This window comes from Streptomyces sp. NPDC044044 (assembly GCF_056434405.1).
Genome location: NZ_JBWKFG010000006.1, coordinates 351,236 through 371,233, shown reverse-complemented (window position 1 = coordinate 371,233; position 19,998 = coordinate 351,236). Strand labels below are relative to the sequence as shown.

18 protein-coding genes are annotated in these 19,998 nt (G+C 69.4%); 9 read left to right on the top strand and 9 right to left on the bottom strand.

Translation table 11 applies throughout. The features are described 5' to 3' along the window. Nucleotides 1-83 precede the first annotated feature (83 nt). Nucleotides 84-1,727 (bottom strand): protein kinase domain-containing protein, encoded by a 1,644-nt coding sequence (locus AC07AG_RS24190; RefSeq protein ID WP_478757564.1) that lies wholly within the window; start codon nucleotides 1,725-1,727, stop codon nucleotides 84-86. A gap of 295 nt (nucleotides 1,728-2,022) precedes the next feature. On the opposite strand from AC07AG_RS24190, the gene AC07AG_RS24185 reads away from it, so the two are divergent. Next, nucleotides 2,023-3,609: a protein kinase domain-containing protein gene (locus AC07AG_RS24185; protein ID WP_478757562.1), complete on the top strand. Its 1,587-nt coding sequence runs from the start codon at nucleotides 2,023-2,025 to the stop codon at nucleotides 3,607-3,609. 129 nt (nucleotides 3,610-3,738) lie between these two features. Here AC07AG_RS24185 and AC07AG_RS24180 read toward each other — a convergent pair whose 3' ends face one another. Beyond that, a complete protein-coding gene (locus AC07AG_RS24180) occupies nucleotides 3,739-4,176 on the bottom strand; it encodes a pyridoxamine 5'-phosphate oxidase family protein (RefSeq protein WP_478757560.1) in 438 nt (145 codons plus the stop codon). 113 nt (nucleotides 4,177-4,289) lie between these two features. After that, entirely contained in the window at nucleotides 4,290-4,952 is a 663-nt protein-coding gene (locus tag AC07AG_RS24175) for a response regulator (RefSeq protein WP_249588831.1), read from the bottom strand. 381 nt (nucleotides 4,953-5,333) lie between these two features. Between AC07AG_RS24175 and pdhA the strand changes: the two genes are divergently transcribed. From pdhA to AC07AG_RS24160, 3 genes are read left to right on the top strand one after another with little or no spacing between them, the layout of a single operon-like run. After that, nucleotides 5,334-6,512, top strand: a complete 1,179-nt coding sequence (gene pdhA / locus AC07AG_RS24170; protein WP_478757558.1) for a pyruvate dehydrogenase (acetyl-transferring) E1 component subunit alpha — start codon at nucleotides 5,334-5,336, stop codon at nucleotides 6,510-6,512. 2 nt (nucleotides 6,513-6,514) lie between these two features. Next, nucleotides 6,515-7,495, top strand: a complete 981-nt coding sequence (locus AC07AG_RS24165; RefSeq protein WP_478757556.1) for an alpha-ketoacid dehydrogenase subunit beta — start codon at nucleotides 6,515-6,517, stop codon at nucleotides 7,493-7,495. An 11-nt stretch (nucleotides 7,496-7,506) separates the two neighbouring features. Further along, the gene (locus AC07AG_RS24160; protein WP_478757555.1) at nucleotides 7,507-8,970 is read left to right on the top strand and encodes a dihydrolipoamide acetyltransferase family protein; all 1,464 of its coding nucleotides are present in this window, start codon (nucleotides 7,507-7,509) and stop codon (nucleotides 8,968-8,970) included. Nucleotides 8,971-9,047: 77 nt separating this feature from the next. Here AC07AG_RS24160 and AC07AG_RS24155 read toward each other — a convergent pair whose 3' ends face one another. Beyond that, complete coding sequence (locus tag AC07AG_RS24155; RefSeq protein ID WP_478757553.1) at nucleotides 9,048-9,938, bottom strand: D-alanyl-D-alanine carboxypeptidase family protein; 891 nt, start codon at nucleotides 9,936-9,938, stop codon at nucleotides 9,048-9,050. Between the two features lie 157 nt (nucleotides 9,939-10,095). Between AC07AG_RS24155 and AC07AG_RS24150 the strand changes: the two genes are divergently transcribed. Both AC07AG_RS24150 and AC07AG_RS24145 read left to right on the top strand, forming a co-directional pair. Next, nucleotides 10,096-10,770, top strand: coding sequence for a GntR family transcriptional regulator (locus AC07AG_RS24150; protein ID WP_478757551.1), 675 nt, complete (start codon nucleotides 10,096-10,098; stop codon nucleotides 10,768-10,770). After that, a complete protein-coding gene (locus tag AC07AG_RS24145; RefSeq protein ID WP_478757550.1) occupies nucleotides 10,767-12,074 on the top strand; it encodes an MFS transporter in 1,308 nt (435 codons plus the stop codon). The genes AC07AG_RS24150 and AC07AG_RS24145 overlap by 4 nt, the downstream gene beginning before the upstream one ends. A 23-nt stretch (nucleotides 12,075-12,097) precedes the next feature. Here the strand turns inward: AC07AG_RS24145 and AC07AG_RS24140 are convergent, their stop codons facing one another. Then, the gene (locus AC07AG_RS24140; RefSeq protein ID WP_478757548.1) at nucleotides 12,098-12,922 is read right to left on the bottom strand and encodes a maleylpyruvate isomerase family mycothiol-dependent enzyme; all 825 of its coding nucleotides are present in this window, start codon (nucleotides 12,920-12,922) and stop codon (nucleotides 12,098-12,100) included. 169 nt (nucleotides 12,923-13,091) lie between these two features. Here AC07AG_RS24140 and AC07AG_RS24135 point away from each other — a divergent pair, with 169 nt between their 5' ends. After that, complete coding sequence (locus AC07AG_RS24135; RefSeq protein WP_478757546.1) at nucleotides 13,092-13,895, top strand: carbon-nitrogen family hydrolase; 804 nt, start codon at nucleotides 13,092-13,094, stop codon at nucleotides 13,893-13,895. Here the strand turns inward: AC07AG_RS24135 and AC07AG_RS24130 are convergent. From AC07AG_RS24130 to AC07AG_RS24115, 4 genes are all read right to left on the bottom strand, one after another. Next, a complete protein-coding gene (locus tag AC07AG_RS24130) occupies nucleotides 13,892-14,392 on the bottom strand; it encodes an LURP-one-related/scramblase family protein (RefSeq protein WP_478757544.1) in 501 nt (166 codons plus the stop codon). The two genes, AC07AG_RS24135 and AC07AG_RS24130, sit on opposite strands and share 4 nt — an antisense overlap. 148 nt (nucleotides 14,393-14,540) lie before the next feature. Next, nucleotides 14,541-14,753, bottom strand: coding sequence for a DUF6458 family protein (locus AC07AG_RS24125; RefSeq protein WP_478757542.1), 213 nt, complete (start codon nucleotides 14,751-14,753; stop codon nucleotides 14,541-14,543). A 128-nt stretch (nucleotides 14,754-14,881) separates the two neighbouring features. Further along, on the bottom strand, nucleotides 14,882-16,186 hold the full coding sequence (locus AC07AG_RS24120; RefSeq protein ID WP_478757540.1) for a M18 family aminopeptidase: 1,305 nt from the start codon (nucleotides 16,184-16,186) through the stop codon (nucleotides 14,882-14,884). 207 nt (nucleotides 16,187-16,393) lie between these two features. Further along, the gene (locus AC07AG_RS24115; RefSeq protein ID WP_478757538.1) at nucleotides 16,394-18,220 is read right to left on the bottom strand and encodes an acyl-CoA dehydrogenase; all 1,827 of its coding nucleotides are present in this window, start codon (nucleotides 18,218-18,220) and stop codon (nucleotides 16,394-16,396) included. Nucleotides 18,221-18,365: 145 nt separating this feature from the next. Between AC07AG_RS24115 and AC07AG_RS24110 the strand changes: the two genes are divergently transcribed. Beyond that, nucleotides 18,366-18,854 (top strand): SseB family protein, encoded by a 489-nt coding sequence (locus AC07AG_RS24110; RefSeq protein ID WP_135331823.1) that lies wholly within the window; start codon nucleotides 18,366-18,368, stop codon nucleotides 18,852-18,854. Nucleotides 18,855-19,006: 152 nt separating this feature from the next. Then, nucleotides 19,007-19,963 (top strand): pirin family protein, encoded by a 957-nt coding sequence (locus tag AC07AG_RS24105; protein ID WP_478757536.1) that lies wholly within the window; start codon nucleotides 19,007-19,009, stop codon nucleotides 19,961-19,963. The last annotated feature ends 35 nt before the right edge of the window (nucleotides 19,964-19,998 follow it).

Here is a 19,998-nt window from a genome sequence, read left to right as displayed (position 1 = left end):
AGACGCGAAGGGCCCGGTCACGAGGTGACCGGGCCCTTCGCGTCAGGCGTCAGGTTCTGCGGCGGCTCTGAAGGTTCTGCGGCTCAGGCCGGGTTGCCCGTGGAGATGGTGACCTCGATGTCCACGTCGTCCGGGTCGATGTCGGAGCCCTCCTTGGGGGACTGCGACATGACGGTGTCCTCCCCGTAGGTGTTCTCGTCCACCGTGCGCTTGTCGTACTGCCAGCCCGCTGCCTGCAGGCACTTCTGCACGGAGCGCCAGTCCTGGAACGTGAAGTCGGGGACCTTGATCTTGTCCTCGTCGTTGTACGCGGTCTCCGGCTCGGTGCACTCTTCGGTGTCGATCGTCTGGGTCCGGTCCGGACCCCGATGACCCGCCACCGGCGCGTTCGACTCCTTCTTCTTGGGGTCCTTGCCGCCGTCGTCACCGCTCATCGACACCGCCGCGATCACGCCGCCGATGGCGAGCAGCGCGACGACGATCGAGCCGACGACCATCGGCATGTTCCGCTTGCCGCCGCCCGAGCCGGAACCGCCGCCCTGCCCGTGCACGGCCGTCTGCGCCGACTGCGGCGAGAGCGTGTACGGCGGCGGGGTCTGCGAGGCCTGCGGGGCGTACGCGTTCGTGGGCGCCGGGGTCGGGTAGCCACCCTGCTGCGGGTAGCCGTACCCCGGGGTCACGGGGGCCGGTGTGGCGGGGCCGTACGTACCCGGACCCGGCTGGTACGGCGTCTGGACGCCGCCCTGCTGCGGGAGCGAGGAGTCGACCGGCGGGAAGACCGCGGCGCCGACGCCCGCGCCGCTCGCCGTCTGGGCGCCCGGCACGATGCTCGGCGCGGCCGCCTGAAGGGACTGGGCGACGCGCAGGCACTCGTCACGCATGGCCTCGGCGGTCGGAAAACGCTCGTTCGGGTTCTTCTTGAGCGCGCGGGCGACGATCGCGTCGACCGCAGGCGGCAGCGAGCGGTTGATCGAGGACGGAGCGACCGGCTCCTCCTGGACGTGCGCGTACGCGATGGCCAGCGGGGAGTCCGCCTCGAAGGGCAGCCGTCCGGTGGTCAGCTGGAAGAGCATGATGCCGACGGAGTACAGGTCGGACCGGGCGTCGACGCCGCGGCCGAGCGCCTGCTCCGGCGAGAGGTACTGGGGGGTGCCGACGACCATGCCGGTCTGCGTCATGGAGGTGACGCCGGACTGCATGGCGCGGGCGATGCCGAAGTCCATGACCTTGACGACGTTGCGCTTCGTCATCATCACGTTGCCGGGCTTGATGTCGCGGTGGACCAGGCCCATCTCGTGGCTGATCTCGAGCGCGGCGAGCACATCGGCGGTGATCTTCAGGGCCTGGTCGCTCGGCATGGCGCCGAACTGGGCGACGGACGCGTCGAGGACGGAGCCGAGCGGCTTGCCCTCCACGTACTCCATGACGATGTACGGCATCGTCGTGCCGTCGAGCTCGTCCTCGCCGGTGTCGAAGACCGAGACGATGTTCGTGTGCGTGAGCTTGGCCACCGACTGGGCCTCGCGGCGGAAGCGCTCGCGGAAGGACTGCTCGCGTCCGAGTTCGCTGTGAAGCGTCTTGATCGCGACTTGACGATCGAGTACGGAGTCGTACGCGAGGTGAACGGAGGCCATGCCGCCTTCACCGAGAAGATCGCGCAGCTGGTACCGGCCACCGGCCAGCGAGCGCCCCGCATACCGTCCCTGTGCGCCGTCCTGGCTGCTCATGTCGTGCGTCCCCCATCGGCGCGGTGTGCCGGACGGCTCCGCGGTCGGTGATCGATTCCCGCTATTCCTGGCCAAGTCTGCCCGAGGGCACTGCCACGTCAAGCTCGATGCCCGTTCCGTGACCGTACGCGCAAGAAGCGTCTCGGAAGCGTTACAAGTTTGCGTGACAGGGTCCCCGGCGGGTTTGATGTCCGGTCCACCTCGAACCGCCGGGCCACGCGAAGGCTGTAGCGTGGCCCGGCGGGGTTCCCCCAGTACCACCAAGCACCACGACCAGAAACGACGGCGAGGACTGATGGCACAGACGCAGCGCGCTCAGGGCCCGTCCGACCCCGAGGCGAGTGGCGGCGGTATGTCAGACGCGCCGGAGTTGTGGGGTAATGGCGGACTTGTCGGGGACGGCCGGTATCGGCTGACCCACAGACTCGGCCGGGGCGGCATGGCGGAGGTGTTCGCGGCCGAGGACGTACGTCTCGGTCGTACGGTCGCCGTCAAACTGCTCCGCTCCGACCTCGCGGAAGACCCGGTCTCCAAGGCCCGCTTCACGCGTGAGGCCCAGTCGGTGGCGGGGCTCAACCACCATGCGGTGGTGGCGGTCTACGACTCCGGCGAGGACGTCGTCGGGCCGAGTGTCGTCCCGTACATCGTCATGGAGATCGTCGAGGGCCGGACGATCCGCGATCTGCTGCTCAACGCGGAGGCGCCGGGTCCCGAGCAGGCCCTGATCATCGTCTCCGGGGTGCTCGAGGCGCTCGCGTACTCGCACCAGCACGGCATCGTGCACCGCGACATCAAGCCCGCGAACGTGATCATCACCAACACCGGCGCGGTGAAGGTGATGGACTTCGGCATCGCCCGTGCGCTGCACGGCGCCCAGTCGACGATGACGCAGACCGGCATGGTCATGGGCACGCCCCAGTACCTCTCCCCGGAGCAGGCGCTCGGCAAGGCCGTCGACCACCGTTCCGACCTGTACGCGACCGGCTGCCTGCTCTACGAACTGCTCGCCCTGCGGCCCCCGTTCACCGGTGAGACGCCGCTCTCCGTCGTGTACCAGCACGTCCAGGACATCCCCGTCCCGCCGTCCGAGACCTCGGACGCGGCGCCGCCGGAGCTGGACGGCCTGGTGATGCGTTCGCTCGCCAAGGACCCGGACGACCGGTTCCAGACGGCCGAGGAGATGCGCGGTCTGGTCCAGTACGGGCTGCAGATGCTGCACGAGCAGGGCAGCCACACCGGGACCTGGAACACCGGTCCCGTCGACGTGGCGGGCATGCACGAGGGCGGCAGCACCCCGGCGATGGGCGTCGCGGGCACCACCGCGATGCAGCACCCGGGCGACTCCGGCACCGCGCAGATCCCGGGCGCCATGCTGCGTCCCCCGGGCGGCGACGACGGCGGCTTCGACGGCGGTCACCGCGACGGGAACGGCCGCGGCCGGGGCAAGATGTGGATCTTCGCGGTGCTCGCGGTCATCGCGATCGCCGTGGGTGTCACGTACGCGCTGACGGCGGGCGACGGCAAGCAGAAGGAAAAGGAAGGCCCGACGAAGGCGCCGACCAAGCAGTCGGATACGAAGAAGCCGAGCAAGAGTCCGGAAGAGGACACCTCGGACGAGGAGACGCTGCCGGGCGACGGTTCCGGCGGTCAGGGCAGCTACTCCCCAGAACAGCCGAACACCACCGGCCCGACGACTCCCACGACGCCGACCGAGAGCCAGCCGACGGACGACCCGACCGAGCCGACGGACGACCCGACGGAGCCCACGGACGACCCGACGGAGCCGACGGACGACCCCAGCACCCCGACCAGCGAGGACCCGCCGGTGACGAACGGCGGCACGCAGGGCGGGGATGTCGCCGGCGGCGAAGGCGACGGCTGAGCCGCCCCGAGCGGTCCGTCAGCGAAGGCGAAAGCGAGACGCACGCGCGCGTGGAGCCCCGAAAGGGCGCCACGCGCGCGTGCGTCGTTCATAAGCGTCAGTAAGCGTCTGCGCGCGTCTGCACGCGTCCTAGAAGATGCGCTGAAGCTGTCGCTCCCGGCCGCCCTGGAGGGTGTGCACCGTGGCCAGCTGCGGCTCTATGCGCATGTAGACCGGGTCGTAGAGCTCACCGTCCACGTAGTGCGGGCCGGGGCCGAAGAGCTCCAGCTCGTCGTTGGTCGGCTCGACGGCTTCACAGAGGCCGACGAACTGTACGGTCCACTGGCCCGTGCGCGCGGTCTCCGCGCTGAGGTTGTCCGCCCCGTAGGCGACGACACTGCCGATGCAGGCCTGGTGATAGCCGTATCCGCTGTGCATCCGCAGCAGGATGCGTCCGTCCACGACGACGTGGCGGGCGGCGGCGAGGAAGGGCAGCGCGCGCATGCTGGTCGCGACCCGGCCGTAGTCGGTGCGGCCGAGCAGTTCGAAGGCGAGCCGTTCGTCCTGTTCCAGATCGTCGGAAGGCATGCGTCCACCCTCCGGCACCGGCGGGGGCCGGGGAAGGGGATCCCGCCCCTAGGGGACGGGGACGTAAGTCCCGTTTCCGATCACAAACCGTGACGCAGGGTGACGGGTGCGTGTCAGTGGTTCTGCTCCGCCTGCATGCGCGCCACGTACGCCGCGGCCTGCGAGCGCCGCTCCATGCCGAGCTTGGAGAGCAGGCTGGACACGTAATTCTTGATCGTCTTCTCGGCGAGGTGCAGCCGTTCGCCGATCACCCGGTTGGTCAGACCCTCGCCGATCAGGTCGAGGATCTTGCGCTCCTGGTCCGTGAGGTTCGACAGACGGTCGTCGCCCTTGGGGGTGTTGCCGTCGCGCAGGCGCTCCAGGACCCGGGCCGTGGCGACGGGGTCGAGCAGGGACTTTCCGGCCGCCACGTCACGTACGGCGGAGAGCAGTTCATTGCCGCGAATGGCCTTCAGGACATAACCGGAAGCGCCCGCCATGATCGCGTCGAAGAGAGCCTCGTCGTCCGCGAACGAGGTCAGCATCAGGCATTTGATGTCCTCGTTCTGTGAACGGATCTCGCGGCAGACCTCGACACCGCTGCCGTCCGGGAGCCGCACGTCGAGCACGGCCACATCGGGTCGGGTCGCGGGGATCCTGACCAGGGCGTCCGCAGCCGTTCCGGCTTCGCCGACGACCTCGATGTCGGACTCCACGGAGAGCAGCTCATGGACTCCACGGCGGACCACTTCATGGTCGTCGAGGAGAAATACCGTAATTTTTCCGTCTTCGCGCACGGAGCCAGTCTCACACACGATCTCTCGCAGTGCCTGAGCTGAACTCTTCCCGTGCGTGGGGTGGCCGGGATAACGTGCCGGTGTTCCGGCCCCCTGCCAGGCTGTGATCAGTGCTGTGACCAGGAACTGTTCCCGACTTTCTGCATTTACTCGGAAATCCAAGCAGTCAGATACTTGGAAATCCAAGCAAATTCGCAGGTCAGATGGGGTTTCACAGAATTGGGAAGCACTGGGTAACGTGCATTGTGCAGGGCGCTCGCCGGGGCACCTGTCACGCCTGTTCCCGGCCGAGTCGCACCCACCCCGTGCGCGGGCACGGATCAGGCGAGCCGCACTGGCTTACCCGGTAATCCCGGGGGCCGGACCGACGGAGGAGCACACGTGACCGTGGAGAGCACCGCCGCGCGCACACCGCGCCGCAGCACTACAAGCGGCGGGAAGCGCGCAAGCGCCAAGAAGGCCGCGCCGAAGAAAAGCACGGAACCCCAGCTTGTCCAGCTGCTGACCCCCGAGGGCAAGCGGGTCAAGAACGCCGAGTACGACGGCTACGTCGCGGACATCACCGCCGACGACATGCGCGCCCTCTACCGCGACATGGTCCTCACCCGCCGCTTCGACGCCGAGGCCACCTCCCTGCAGCGCCAGGGCGAGCTGGGCCTGTGGGCGTCGCTGCTCGGCCAGGAGGCCGCCCAGATCGGCTCGGGCCGCGCCACCCGCGACGACGACTACGTCTTCCCGACCTACCGCGAGCACGGCGTCGCCTGGTGCCGCGGTGTCGACCCGACGAACCTGCTCGGCATGTTCCGCGGCGTGAACAACGGCGGCTGGGACCCGAACACCAACAACTTCCACCTGTACACGATCGTCATCGGCTCGCAGACCCTGCACGCCACCGGTTACGCGATGGGCGTGGCCAAGGACGGCGCGGACTCGGCCGTGATCGCGTACTTCGGGGACGGCGCGTCCAGCCAGGGCGACGTCGCCGAGGCGTTCACCTTCTCCGCGGTCTACAACGCCCCCGTCGTGTTCTTCTGCCAGAACAACCAGTGGGCGATCTCCGAGCCCACCGAGAAGCAGACCCGCGTGCCGCTCTACCAGCGCGCGCAGGGCTATGGCTTCCCGGGTGTACGGGTCGACGGCAACGACGTGCTCGCCGTGCTCGCCGTCACCAAGTGGGCCCTTGAGCGGGCGCGTACGGGCGAGGGCCCGGCGCTCATCGAGGCGTTCACCTACCGCATGGGCGCGCACACCACGTCCGACGACCCGACCAAGTACCGCAGGGACGAGGAGCGCGAGGCCTGGGAGGCCAAGGACCCGATCCTGCGCCTGCGGACCTACCTCGAGGCCGAAGGTCACGCGGATGAGGGATTTTTCGCGGAACTCGAGGCGGAGAGCGAAGCGTTGGGAAAGCGAGTGCGAGAGGTGGTGCGGGCGATGCCGGATCCGGATCTGATGTCGATCTTCGAGAACGCGTATGCGGACGGGCATGCGCTGGTCGACGAGGAGCGCGCCCAGTTCGCCGCGTACCAGGCGTCGTTCGCGGACGAAGGCGGTAAGTGACCATGGGCGTACAGAAACTTCCCCTTGCCAAAGCGATCAACGAATCGCTGCGCACCGCGCTCGACACCGACCCCAAGGTCCTCATCATGGGCGAGGACGTCGGCAAGCTCGGCGGCGTCTTCCGTGTGACCGACGGGCTGCAGAAGGACTTCGGCGAGGAGCGTGTCATCGACACCCCGCTCGCGGAGTCCGGCATCGTCGGCACGGCCATCGGCCTGGCCCTGCGGGGCTACCGCCCGGTGGTGGAGATCCAGTTCGACGGCTTCGTCTTCCCGGCGTACGACCAGATCGTCACGCAGCTCGCGAAGATGCACGCCCGCGCGCTCGGCAAGATCAAGATGCCGGTCGTCATCCGCATTCCGTACGGCGGCGGCATCGGCGCCGTCGAGCACCACAGCGAGTCGCCCGAGGCGCTGTTCGCGCACGTGGCGGGCCTCAAGGTCGTCTCGCCCTCGAACTCGTCGGACGCCTACTGGATGATGCAGCAGGCCATCCAGAGCGACGACCCGGTGATCTTCTTCGAGCCGAAGCGTCGCTACTGGGACAAGAGCGAGGTCGACACGGAGGCCATCCCGGCGCCGCTGCACAAGGCCCGGGTCGCCCGCGAGGGCACGGACCTGACGCTCGTCGCGTACGGCCCGATGGTGAAGGTCTGTCTGGAGGCAGCGGCGGCCGCCGCCGAGGAGGGCAAGTCCCTTGAGGTCGTGGACCTGCGCTCCATGTCGCCGATGGACTTCGACGCGGTGCAGGCCTCGGTCGAGAAGACGCGGCGGCTCGTCGTGGTCCACGAGGCCCCGGTCTTCCTGGGCACGGGCGCGGAGATCGCGGCCCGCATCACCGAGCGCTGCTTCTACCACCTCGAAGCTCCCGTGCTGCGGGTCGGCGGCTTCCACGCGCCGTATCCGCCGGCGCGGTTGGAAGAGGAGTACCTGCCGGGCCTCGACCGGGTGCTCGACACTGTCGACCGCTCGCTGGCGTACTGAGGGAGAGGGTCGTGACGACGATGACAGACGCTGCGCTGGCCGAGTTCAAGATGCCCGACGTGGGCGAGGGGCTCACCGAGGCGGAGATCCTCAAGTGGTTCGTGGCGCCGGGCGACACGGTCACCGACGGGCAGGTGGTGTGCGAGGTCGAGACGGCCAAGGCCGCCGTCGAGCTGCCCATTCCGTTCAACGGTGTCGTACGTGAACTGCGCTTCCCCGAGGGCACCACGGTCGACGTCGGCCAGGTGATCATCTCGGTGGACGTGTCCGGTGGCAGCGCGCCCGCCGAGACCGCCGCGCCCGCTGAGGCAGCCGCCCCCGCCCCTGAGGAGGAGGCAGCTCCCGCCGGGCGCCAGCCCGTGCTCGTGGGCTATGGGGTCGCGGAGTCCTCGACGAAGCGCCGCGCGCGCAAGGCCGCTTCGGAGCAGGCCGAGGCCGCGGGGACGTACTACGCGGCGGCGGTCCAGGCCGAACTGAACGGCTCCGGCACGGCTGCCGCCCCCGCCCCGGCCACTCCCGCCCCCGCCGGTGAGCGTCCGCTGGCCAAGCCGCCGGTGCGCAAGCTCGCCAAGGACCTGGGAGTTGACCTCACGGCCATCGTCCCGTCCGGGGCCGACGGGATCATCACGCGCGAGGACGTGCACGCGGCGGTGGCCTCCGCCACGACGCCCGCCCCCGCGCCTGCTTCCGCTCCCGCTTCCGCCCTCGTGTCCGCGCCGCAGCCGGTGGCCGCCGACGCGCCCGCCGCTGCCGCCCCGGCGGTGGGCGGCGACGCCCGCGAGACGCGGATCCCCGTCAAGGGCGTCCGCAAGGCCATCGCCCAGGCGATGGTCGGCTCGGCCTTCACGGCGCCGCACGTCACGGAGTTCGTGACGGTGGACGTGACGCGGACGATGAAGCTGGTCGACGAGCTCAAGGTGGACAAGGCCTTCGCGGGCCTGCGGGTCAATCCGCTGCTGCTCATCTCCAAGGCGCTCCTCGTGGCGATCCGGCGCAACCCGGACGTCAACGCGGCCTGGGACGAGGCGAATCAGGAGATCGTCCAGAAGCACTACGTGAATCTGGGCATCGCCGCGGCGACGCCGCGCGGCCTGGTCGTCCCGAACATCAAGGACGCGCACGCCAAGACGCTGCCCGAACTGGCCGCGTCGCTGGGCGAGTTGGTGTCCACGGCCAAGGACGGCAAGACGACCCCCGCCGCGATGCAGGGCGGCACGGTCACCATCTCGAACGTCGGCGTCTTCGGCGTCGACACCGGTACGCCGATCCTGAACCCCGGCGAGTCCGCGATCCTCGCGGTCGGCGCGATCAAGCTCCAGCCCTGGGTCCACAAGGGCAAGGTCAAGCCGCGTCAGGTGACAACGCTCGCGCTCTCCTTCGACCACCGCCTGGTCGACGGCGAGCTCGGCTCGAAGGTGCTCGCTGATGTGGCGGCGATCCTGGAGCAGCCCAAGCGGCTGATCACCTGGGCATAGCCCGTACGAAGAGGGGGCCCGCCGCGTGCTGCGGCGGGCCCCCTCTTCGTGTCCCCGTCGGGGCCACCGCGTCGGGCCTACTTCTTGAAGCCGTAGTCCATCAGCTTCTTCGCGTCCTTCGTGCGGTTGGTCGCGGAGGTCGAGGTGAGGACCGTGCCGATGACCGTCTTGCCGTTGCGGGTCGCGGCGAAGACGAGGCAGTACTTGGCCTGCGGGCCGGAGCCGGTCTTCACGCCGATCGCGCCGCTGTAGCTGCTGAGCAGGTTGTTCGTGTTCGACCACGACATGTAGCGGTAGCCACCGCTCTTCGTGGTGACCTTCTGCTTCGTCGACTTCGTCTTCACGACCGTACGGAACGTGGAGCTCTTCATCGCGCTGCTGGCGAGCTTCGTCAGGTCGCGGGGCGTGGAGTAGTTGCCCGCGCCGCCGATGCCGTCGAACGAGTCGAAGTGCGTGTTGCGCAGGCCGAGGGTCCTGGCCTGGGAGTTCATCTTGCCGATGAACGACTTCACGCGGGCGGAGCGGGTGGAGCCCTTGCCGAACTTGTCCGCGAGCGCGTACGCCGCGTCGCAGCCGGACGGCAGCATCAGGCCGTACAGGAGCTGGCGGACGGTGACCTTGTCGCCGACGATCAGGCGGGCGGACGAGGCGGTGTTCCTGACGATGTAGTCGCTGTAGGCCTTCTCGATCTTGACCTTGGAGTTGAGGTTGAGGTTCGGCTGCGAGAGCACCACCTTGGCCGTCATGATCTTGGTGGTGGAGCCGGTGGACCGGCGGGTGTCCGCGGCCTTGGTGAAGAGCGTCTTGCCCGTGCCGTTGTTCATCACGAAGCCGCCCTTGGCGGCGATCGACGGCTTGGGCAGCGCGGCCGCATGGGCCGGGGTCGTGAGGGCTCCGCCCGCGAGTACCGCACCCGCGGTGACGATAACTGCCGATGCGCGACGAATGCCCTTAATGCGGGTTTTCAAGGTCTGTGCTCCAAATGCCCCTGGAATGCGGCCACATGAGGGTGCCGCTCGATGGTGAGACGCACGAGAGGGGCGGATGGATGTGCTCCCAGGGGGGTGAAGTCCGAATCGTGGACTGGACGTCCTTATGGGTACGTGTTGTATCTATGCTGTGCGCATGCCTGTCGCACCCGCCTCGTCCCCCACGCGAGCCCTGAAGCCACCGCCCGCAGCGGAGCGCGTGTACGCGCACGTCAAGCAGGGCGTGCTCGACCGCCGGTACGAGGGCGGCACGCTGCTCACCGAGGGCGAGCTCGCCGAGGCCGTCGGGGTGTCCCGCACGCCGGTGCGCGAGGCCCTCCTGAAGCTGGAGGTGGAGGGACTCCTTCGCCTTTATCCGAAGAAGGGGGCGCTGGTCCTGCCGGTGTCCGTGCAGGAGATCGCCGACGTCGTCGAGACGCGGCTCCTGGTGGAGACGCACTCGGTGCGCAAGGCGGTGCCGGCGCCGGGGGGTCTCATCGCCCGCCTGGAGGAACTGCTGGCCCAGCAGCGGGAGCAGGCCGCCGCCGGTGACCTTTCCGCTGCCGCCGTGACCGACCGGTGCTTTCACGCCGAGATCGTGCGGAGCGGGGGGAACGAGATCCTCGCCCGTCTCTACGACCAGCTCCGGGACCGGCAGTTGCGGATGGGCGTCGCGGTGATGCACTCGCATCCCGACCGGATCGCCAAGACGCTCGCCGAGCACGAGGAGATCCTCGACGCGTTGCGCGCCGGGGACGCGGACGGGGCCGTGGGTGTGGTCACCCGGCACGTCGGGTGGTTCCGGGATCTCGCGCGGGGCGAGGTCCGATGAGCTCGCCCTCCGCCCCCGTCTCCCTCCCCGGTGACCCGCCCGGTGGTCGCAAGGCCGTGCTCGTCTGGGGCATCGGCGTCGCCGTCTACTTCGTCGCCGTCATCTTCCGGACCTCCCTCGGCGTCGCCGGGCTCGACGCCGCCGACCGCTTCCACGTCAACGCCTCCGCGCTCTCCACCTTCTCGATCCTCCAGCTCCTCGTCTACGCGGGCATGCAGATACCCGTCGGCCTGATGGTCGACCGGCTCGGCACCAAGCGCGTGCTGACCATCGGCGTCGTGCTCTTCACACTCGGGCAGCTCGGCTTCGCGTTCTCGCCCTCGTACGGGATGGCGCTCGCGTCCCGCGCGCTGCTCGGCTGCGGTGACGCGCTGACCTTCATCAGCGTGCTGCGCCTGGGCACCCGCTGGTTCCCGGCCCGGCGCGGCCCGCTGGTCGCCCAGCTCGCCGGTCTGGTCGGCATGGCGGGCAACCTCGTCTCCACCCTCGTCCTCGCCCGGCTCCTGCACTCCGTCGGCTGGACCGCAGCCTTCGCGGGCAGCGCGCTGTGCGGCGTCGTCGTCCTCGTACTGATGACGCTGTTCCTCAAGGACCACCCCGAGGGCCACGAGCCGGAGCCGGCGTCGCACACCGGTGGGGCCTTCGTGCGCAAGCAGATCGCCCTCAGCTGGCGCGAGCCCGGCACCCGGCTCGGTCTCTGGGTGCACTTCACCACGCAGTTCCCCGCGATGGTCTTCCTGCTCCTGTGGGGCCTGCCGTTCCTCGTCGAGGCGCAAGGGCTCTCGCGCGCCACGGCCGGGGCACTGCTCACCCTCGTCGTGCTGTCCAACATGGTCGTGGGCCTGGTCTACGGCCAGATCGTCGCCCGGCACCACGCGGCGCGCACCCCGCTGGCCATCGGCACCGTCGCGGCGACGGCCGTGATGTGGGCGGTCACGATCCACTACCCCGGCGACCACGCCCCGATGGGGCTGCTCATCGCGCTCTGCGTCGTGCTCGGCTCCTGCGGGCCCGCGTCCATGATCGGCTTCGACTTCGCGCGGCCCGCCAATCCGCCGGAGCGGCAGGGCACCGCGTCGGGCATCGTGAACATGGGCGGCTTCGTCGCCTCCATGACGACACTGCTCGCCATCGGCGTCCTCCTGGACGCGACCGGCGACAACTACCGCATCGCCTTCTCCGCCGTCTTCGTCCTCGAAGCGATCGGCCTCAGCCAGATCCTGCGGCTGCGGACGCGCGCGGTGCGCCGGGAGAGGGAGCGGCTTGTCGCCAGCCGCGTGGAGGCCGTGCACGTCCCTGTCTGAGGCGCGCCCGCGTGGCCCGAGGGCTACGGCGTGACGGCGAACTCCCGCAGGATCGCCTCGCCCAGGCCGTGATCGCCCTCGACCTTGATCCGGTCGGCCACGGACGCGTACGTGATGCGGCCGCACGCCAGGCGGAAGTACGTCTCCCAGTCCAGGCTCAGCGTGGCGAGCGGGCCGAGCGAGGGGGCGCTGTCGACCGTGGCGTGGCCGTCGGCGTCGACACGGACCGTGCGCAGGAACTCGACGGGGCCGCTCACATCGAAGACGACCGCCGAATTGGCGGGCGCCGCGGCCTTCTTGGCGACGACCTTGGGCAGGCCGTGCAGGAGGAGGTCGCGCGCCACGAGCGCTCCCTGCGAGTCCAGGTTGCCGGGCTTCTTCAGCGTCGTCCGCAGATCCTGCTCATGCACCCAGACGTCGAACGCGCGCATCCGCGTGGCCAGTTCGAGGGTCTGCTCGGTGCCCAGCGGGCCGCGGATCTTGTGGGACGGGTCGCGCGACTCGTTCCGCAGCTGCCGCGAGCGGCGGATGATCGTGTACTCCAGCTCGGAGGTCATCTCGGGCGCGGTGTGGTGGCGCCGGACGTCGACCTGTACCTCCATGTACCGCTGGCCCTCGGTCTGTACGTGGTACAGGTCGCGGGGCAGGGTGTGGATGGGGCGCGGGTCGCCCAGCATCTCGCAGTCCAGGCCTATGACGTGGGAGACGACATCCCGCACCGACCAGCCGGGGCAGGGCGTGGCCCAGTTCCACTCTCCCTCGGCGAGCGGTGACACCAGCTCGGATATGGCTGATACGGATTGGGTCCAGGCGTCGGCGTAGGTTTGCAGGCTGGGATGGAGACTCACGGGACCCCTCGACGGTCGTACGCGGGCGGTGGGTGTCTGAGACGCGTAATGGGGGTCCGGGGGGGTCCCCCGGAAAATCACAGTACGCTGCCCACAGGCACCCCGGCAGTGCTTTCGTGTGACGATCGTAGGCCTGCATTGACGGCTCGAATGCCAGGACGGTGGTAGTGTGCGCGCCTCCCTCATCCAGATCGCCGTAGACGAGGGCGAATCGGTCAATTCCCGCCGCTCGCGGGTCTCTTCACTGGTACGTGAGGTAGCCGAGCGTGAGCGGCCGGATCTCGTCGTTCTCCCCGAACTGTGGACCACGGGCGCCTTCGCGTACGAGTCGTTCGCGAGCGAGGCGGAGCCGCTGGAAGGGCCTACGTACGAGGCGATGGCCAAGGCCGCGAGTGACGCGGGCGTCTGGCTGCACGCGGGGTCGATCCCGGAGCGGGACGCTTCCGGAGACCTCTACAACACCTCGCTCGTCTTCTCGCCCGAGGGCGAACTCGCCGCCTCGTACCGGAAGATCCACCGGTTCGGCTTCGACAAGGGCGAGGCCGTCCTGATGGGGGCGGGCAGCGATCTGGTGACGGTGCGGACGCCTTCGGCGGCGATCGGGCTCGCCACGTGCTACGACCTCCGCTTCCCCGAGCTGTTCCGGGGGCTCGTCGACGCGGGCGCGGAGATGTTCGTCGTTCCCGCGGGGTGGCCCGCGCGGCGGCGGGAGCACTGGACGCTGTTCGCTCGGGCGCGGGCGGTCGAGGACCAGGTGTACGTCCTTGCCTGTGGCACCGGCGGTACGCATGCCGGGGTTCCCCAGGCCGGGCACAGCGTCGTCGTCGACCCCTGGGGCGAGGTGCTCGCCGAGGCGGGGGACGGTGAGGAGGTCCTCACCGTCGACCTCGATCCCGCGAAGGTCGCGGCCACGCGGGAGCAGTTCCCCGCGTTGAAGGACCGGTTGCTCGGAGTCGCGGCCCCCCGGCGCTAGTCCTCGTCGTCGCCGCGTTCCTTCTCCGCCAGGCGGATCACGCAGACCGCGACGGCAAGGAGCAGGGACGCGTCGGCGTCGTCCCGGGTGACGTGGAGGCCGTACGTCTCGCGGACCCGGAACCAGCGCCGCGAGATGTCGGCCAGGAGTTCGCCGTCGTACTCGATGGCGAACTCGCGGTCCAGGATCTTGCCGCTCACGTCGAGTTCGGTGCCGTCGACCAGGTCCACGCGGTAGTGGTTGCGCAGGAGCGAGAGGCGCTTGCGCTTGACCGTGGCCAGTGGGTCGCCGTCCCGTTCGATCACCATGGTGTCGCGCAGTGCCAGCATCTTGGCGCGGATGTCGATGAGGACGCGGCCCTGCATGTCCTTGAGCTCGAAGGTCTCGCGCAGGCGCATCGCCTTGCCGTCGACGAGGAAGACCTTCTGGCCCTGGTCGTCCTCGATCCAGTAGTCGTCGCCGATGCCGAGCAGCCGGTCGCGTACGAGAAGTTTCATGTGGCCATGACTACCCCGTGGCGGGCATGACAGCGGGGGAAGCCGGGGGAGTTCACCGTGACGGGCCCGGCAGCCGTGGGGGTGCGGCTGCCGGGCCCGGCGGAGGTCGGTGGCCGCGGTGGTGGCCTCGGTGGTGTCGGTGGGGGTGTCAGTGGTGGTCGTCTTCTGTCCTGATCACCGTGGCGCCCGGCGGCACGACCGTCTTGCGGCGTGCGTTGGTGAACACGGCGACACCGATCACGCCCACGGCCATCATGATCAGGCCGGTGACGGTGAGATTGATGCCGTCCAGCTCCCAGTCGGTGGCGAACGCCAGTATGGCGCCGACGGCGATGAGGATGATGCATCCGCCCAGGCCCATGTGGACCGCCTCCCTATGTCGTGGCTGGCACCCGGGTACCCGGAGCCGCCACGGCCACACGGAGAAGCGGAGATTGACGTTCAGCCGTCGGCGTCAGTCGTCGGCCTTGATCCCTCGTCCCTGTTCCCTCAGCCTTCGAGGAACGCGACCAACGCGTTGGCCAGCAGGTGCGGATCGTCCGCCCCGCACAGCTCGCGCACGCTGTGCATGGAGAGGATCGCGACGCCGATGTCGACCGTCTTGATGCCGTGCCGAGCCGCGGTGATCGGCCCGATCGTCGTGCCGCAGGGCATCGCGTTGTTCGACACGAAGCTCTGGAAGGGCACGCCGGCCTTCTCGCACGCGGCGGCGAACACGGCACGTCCGGCGCCGTCCGTGGCGTACCGGTTGTTGACGTTGACCTTGAGGATCGGGCCGCCGTTGGCGCGCGGGTGGTGCGTCGGGTCGTGCCGCTCCGCGTAGTTGGGGTGCACGGCGTGGCCGGTGTCGGAGGAGAGGCAGACGGTGCCGGCGAAGGCGCGGGCCCTGTCCTCGTACGTGCCGCCGCGCGCGAACACGGACCGCTCCAGGACGCTGCCGAGCAGCGGGCCGTCCGCGCCCGTGTCGGACTGCGAGCCGTTCTCCTCGTGGTCGAAGGCGGCGAGCACGGGGATGTACGGAAGGGAGTCGGCGCCGTCCGCCGTGGCGACGGCGGCGAGCGCCGCCGTACACGCGTGCACGGAGAGCAGGTTGTCCATGCGGGGGCCCGCGATGAGGTCGCGGTCGCGGCCGAGGTAGGAGGGTGCCTCGATGGGGTGCGTCATCAGGTCCCAGCCGGTGACGTCGCCGGGGGCGAGCCCCGACTCCTCCTCCAGGAAGTGGATGAGGTCGCCCTCGTGCACGTCGTCGCCGAGCCCCCAGATGGGCTGCATGTGCTTCTGCTTGTCGAGCTTGAGGCCGTCGGCGATGACCCCGCGGTCCATGTGGATCGCCAGCTGCGGGACGCGCAGGAGCGGCCGGTCGATGTTCACGAGGCGCGTCGAGCCGTCCCGCAGCGAGAGGCGCCCGGCGAGGCCGAGGTCGCGGTCGAGCCAGGAGTTGAGCAGCGGGCCGCCGTAGATCTCGACCGCGACCTGCCGCCAGCCGTGCGCGCCGGCGTCCGGCTTCGGCTTGACGCGGAGGTTGGGGGAGTCGGTGTGGGCGCCGACGATGCGGTACGGGGTGTGGGCGGAGGCGCCTTCGGGGACGTACCAGGCGACGATCGCGCCGCCGCGCTGCACATACTTCCCGCCGGTCGACCCGTCCCAGGCGTCGGTCTCCTCGACCTGCCGGAAACCGGCCTTCTCCAGCCGCTCGGCGGCGGTCGCCACTGCGTGGTACGGGGAGGGGCTTGCCGCCAGGAAGGTCATGAGGTCGTCGGAGTGGCCGCGGTCGAAGCGGGCAGGTGTGCTCATGGCTTCCAGCCTAGCTAGCGGTTCCTCGGGGCGAGGGGGGCCTTTTCCGGGAGGTTCTGTACCGGATGTGCCCGTGTCCGGCCTGCTTGTACCGTCTTCTGGCCGGGGGGCCCTGCACTGAGACCCACTCGCGCCGCTGCCGCGCCGGGCGGAAATGCCGCGGCCCGCCCCCGTATCGGGAGCGGGCCGCCTGAAGTGTCGTGGAGGCTAGAACGCCGCCTCGTCCAGCTCCATGAGGTCCAGCTCCACGCTCTCCGCCAGCTTCCGCTCGTTCGCGACGCCCGGCAGGACGTTCGCGGCGAAGAACTTGGCCGCCGCGATCTTGCCCTCGTAGAAGGGCTTGTCCTTCGCCGAGGCCGTCTCCAGCTTCTCGGCGGCGACCGCCGCACCCCGCAGCAGGAGGTAGCCGACGACGACGTCGCCGGAGACCATCAGGAGGCGGGTCGTGTTGAGGCCCACCTTGTAGATGGACTTCACGTCCTGCTCCGTGGCCGCGAGGTCCGTCAGCATGACGCCGACGATGGCCTCCAGCTCGACCGCGGCCTTGGCCAGCTCCTCGCGGGCCCCGGCCAGGCCCTCGCCGCCCGTGCCGACCGCGAGGAACTTCTTGATCTCCTCGGCGAGGCCGTTCAGCGCGGCACCCTGGTTGCGGACGATCTTCCGGAAGAAGTAGTCCTGGCCCTGGATGGCCGTCGTGCCCTCGTAGAGGGTGTCGATCTTGGCGTCACGGATGTACTGCTCGATCGGGTACTCCTGGAGGTACCCCGAGCCGCCGAACGTCTGGAGCGACTGCGCCAGCTGCTCGTACGACTTCTCCGAGCCGTAGCCCTTCACGATCGGCAGGAGGAGGTCGTTCAGGGCGATGAGCGCCGACGCGTCCTCGCCCTCCGCCTCCTTCACCGCGATGTCGTCCTGGACCGCCGCCGTGTGCAGGACCAGGGCGCGCATGCCCTCCGCGTACGCCTTCTGCGTCATCAGCGAGCGGCGTACGTCCGGGTGGTGCGTGATCGTGACCTTGGGCGCCGTCTTGTCCATGAACTGGGCGAGGTCCGGGCCCTGCACGCGCTCCTTGGCGTACTCCAGGGCGTTCAGGTAACCCGTCGAGAGCGTCGCGATGGCCTTCGTGCCGACCATCATGCGGGCGAACTCGATGATCATGAACATCTGGCGGATGCCGTCGTGCTTGTCGCCGATCAGCCAGCCCTTGGCGGGGTGCTGGTCGCCGAACGTCATCTCGCAGGTGTTGGAGGCCTTGAGGCCCATCTTGTGCTCGACGTTCGTGGCGTACACGCCGTTGCGCTCGCCCAGCTCGCCGGTCTCCCAGTCGAACTCGAACTTCGGGACCAGGAAGAGCGAGAGGCCCTTCGTGCCGGGGCCGTGGCCCTCGGGGCGGGCGAGGACGTAGTGGAGGATGTTCTCCGACATGTCGTGCTCACCGGACGTGATGAAGCGCTTCACGCCCTCGATGTGCCAGGAGCCGTCCTCCTGCGGAGTCGCCTTGGTGCGGCCCGCACCGACGTCCGAACCGGCGTCCGGCTCGGTCAGGACCATCGTCGAGCCCCACTGCTTCTCGACGGCGATCGCGGCGATCTTCTTCTGCGCCTCGTTGCCCTCGTCGTGCAGGATGCCCGCGAACGCCGGACCGGACGAGTACATCCAGACGGCCGGGTTGGCGCCCAGGAGCAGCTCCGCGTAACCCCAGATCAGGGAGCGGGGGGCGGTCGTGCCGCCGATGCCCTCGGGCAGGCCCAGACGCCAGTACTCGGAGTCCATGAAGGCCTGGTAGCTCTTCTTGAAGGACGCCGGGACCGGCGCGGTGTTGGTCGCCGGGTCGAAGACCGGCGGGTTGCGGTCGGCATCCGTGAAGGACTCCGCCAGCTCGTTCTCGGCGAGGCGGCGCAGCTCCTCGAGGATGCTCTTGGCGGTGTCGACGTCCATCTCCGCGAACGGGCCGGTGCCGTACAGCTTGTCGCGGCCGAGCACCTCGAAGAGGTTGAACTCGATGTCGCGGAGATTCGACTTGTAGTGCCCCATGGCGACGGCTCCGTAAGCAGAAAAGGGATCAACGGGATCAGTACCAGCTGGTAGCTACGATGATGCTACCCGCCAGTAATAAGAAGCAACCCCTAATAGGTCATCTGTGACTCAGTCCTCTCGTGGGCTCAGTACTCTTGCGGACATGTACGGCTACGACCAGAGCCCAGGCGCCCAGCAGCAGTACGCCCCGCCCGGGGCGCAGCCGCCGCCGCAGCAGATGCCGGGCGGCGCGGGCGGTTACGCCCAGCAGCCCCCGCTCTACCCCGAGCCGTCGCCCCCGTCCCTCGCGGACGCGGTGCGCGCCTTCACCACGGGCTCGATGTCCGCGGAGGACTTCCAGCAGGCCTTCGCCACCTCGAAGGTCTACTGCCCGCGCGGCGACAACCCCGGCTTCCTCGCCCTGCACAACACCCAGCAGCCCGTGATCCCGATGTTCACCTCGCTCAAGGAGCTGCGCCGGTACGCGGGCAAGGAGTCCAAGTACTTCGTGATCACGGGCGCGGAGGTCATCGACCTCCTGCCGACGGGGTACGGCTTCGTGCTCGACATGGAGGGCGAGCACCGCATGGTCTTCGACGCCAAGGCCGTCGAGCAGATGGTCGACTTCGCGATGCGCCGGATGTACGGCTAGCCGCCGCTGCCGTGCGGGCCGCCGCAGGCCACCGCAGGCCGTTTCAGGCCAGATGAGACGCCCGGGGGGAATTCCCTCCGGGCGTCTCGCGTTCCCGGTGGCAAGAAGTTCTACGTTCAACTAAACTGAGCGTACGAGAAGGAGGCACCGACATGCCCGCTGTGACCGTGGAGAACCCGCTGACCCTGCCCCGCGTGGCCGCGTCCGCCGACGCCGTGGCCCGCCCCGTGCTCGCCGTGACGACCGCGCCGAGCGGTTTCGAGGGCGAGGGCTTCCCGGTGCGCCGGGCGTTCGCGGGGATCAACTACAAGTACCTCGACCCGTTCATCATGATGGACCAGATGGGCGAGGTGGAGTACGGAGCCGGGGAGCCCAAGGGCACCCCCTGGCACCCGCACCGCGGCTTCGAGACGGTCACGTACCTGATCGACGGAACGTTCGTGCACCAGGACTCGAACGGTGGCGGCGGCACCATCCAGAACGGCGACACCCAGTGGATGACCGCCGGATCGGGCCTCCTGCACATCGAGGCACCGCCGGAGTCCCTCGTCCAGTCCGGCGGCCTCTTCCACGGCCTCCAGCTGTGGGTGAACCTGCCCGCGCGGGACAAGATGATGGACCCCCGCTACCAGGACATCCGCGGCGGCCAGGTGCAGCTCCTGACCACCCCCGACGGCGGCGCGCTCCTGCGCGTCATCGCCGGTGAGCTCGACGGGCACGACGGACCCGGCATCACCCACACGCCGATCACGATGATCCACGCGACCGTGCGCCCCGGCGCCGAGGTCACGCTCCCCTGGCGCGAGGACTTCAACGGCCTCGCGTACGTGCTCGCGGGGCGCGGCACGGTCGGAGCCGAGCGCCGCCCGGTGCACATGGGCCAGACGGCGGTCTTCGGCGCGGGCTCCTCGCTGACCGTCCGCGCGGACGAGAAGCAGGACGGGAACACCCCCGACCTGGAGGTCGTGCTGCTCGGCGGACAGCCGATCCGTGAGCCGATGGCGCACTACGGCCCGTTCGTGATGAACAGTCAGGCCGAGCTGCAGCAGGCCTTCGAGGACTTCCAGAAGGGTCTGCTCGGCACGGTCCCTGCCGTGCACGGCATGTAGCCGTACAGAAGGTGCGGGCCCACGCGGCCCATGCT